The organism is Vibrio sp. 2134-1 (genome assembly GCF_033339495.1).
The window spans coordinates 1-672 of sequence record NZ_JAWOUS010000478.1 but is presented as its reverse complement, the minus strand read 5'-3'; the positions used below and the strand labels follow the sequence as shown (position 1 = coordinate 672).

At 40.8% G+C, this 672-nt stretch carries 1 protein-coding gene; it reads left to right on the top strand.

Going from position 1 to position 672, the window contains the following annotated elements:
- Positions 1–155 precede the first annotated feature (155 nt).
- Positions 156–626, top strand: a complete 471-nt coding sequence (locus R7R78_RS26725; protein ID WP_005460677.1) for a hypothetical protein — start codon at positions 156–158, stop codon at positions 624–626.
- The last annotated feature ends 46 nt before the right edge of the window (positions 627–672 follow it).

The following is a 672-nucleotide window of genomic DNA, read 5'->3' as shown; positions in this document are numbered from 1 at the left end:
TGTTGTTTCTCGTTAACAACAACTTAACTGTGATCAATGTTCCTAGGATCGAATTATTTAGAAAATAGATGTGTTGGCTTTCATATTCTATGCTTTAATAGTGAGAAGCTTTTAGCAGATACTAATAAAAAAGTTAGACACAAGGAGTGGTGGACATGAAAAAATGGCTTTTTCTGTTACTGTTTTTAGTGTCTGGCGTTTCTTTTGCTAACGATCTCCCTCCCCTTCCAGGGAAAACAAGCACGTCTCCTCACAAACTCTTTATCTCGAGTGAAAGTTACCAAACCGACAGCTTTGATGTATGGAATATTGATGGTGGCTACGCCTATGAACTTTTTGATTCTGTTGACCTTTATGTAGGTGCGCGAGTCAATAACTCTCCGACTCAAAACCAAAGCGGCTTTCTCAGCGGGATCAGCTACCACTTCAATGATCGTGTCACCGTAAAAAGTACCGTAAGATCTTACAAATCTGAGAATAGCAACGGCATTCAAACCGAAGACAGTAGCCTCGCTGCTGAACTTTCTAGCCGCGTGAAAATTACCGATAAGTTAGACATTCACGCGACGTTGGATTACCAAGATTGGCAACAAGGCTTTGAGGTAGGTTTAGGTTTCCGATTCTAAAAATCGAGTGCTTCTTTTGAAATCAACACCCCATTCCAATCGGCAT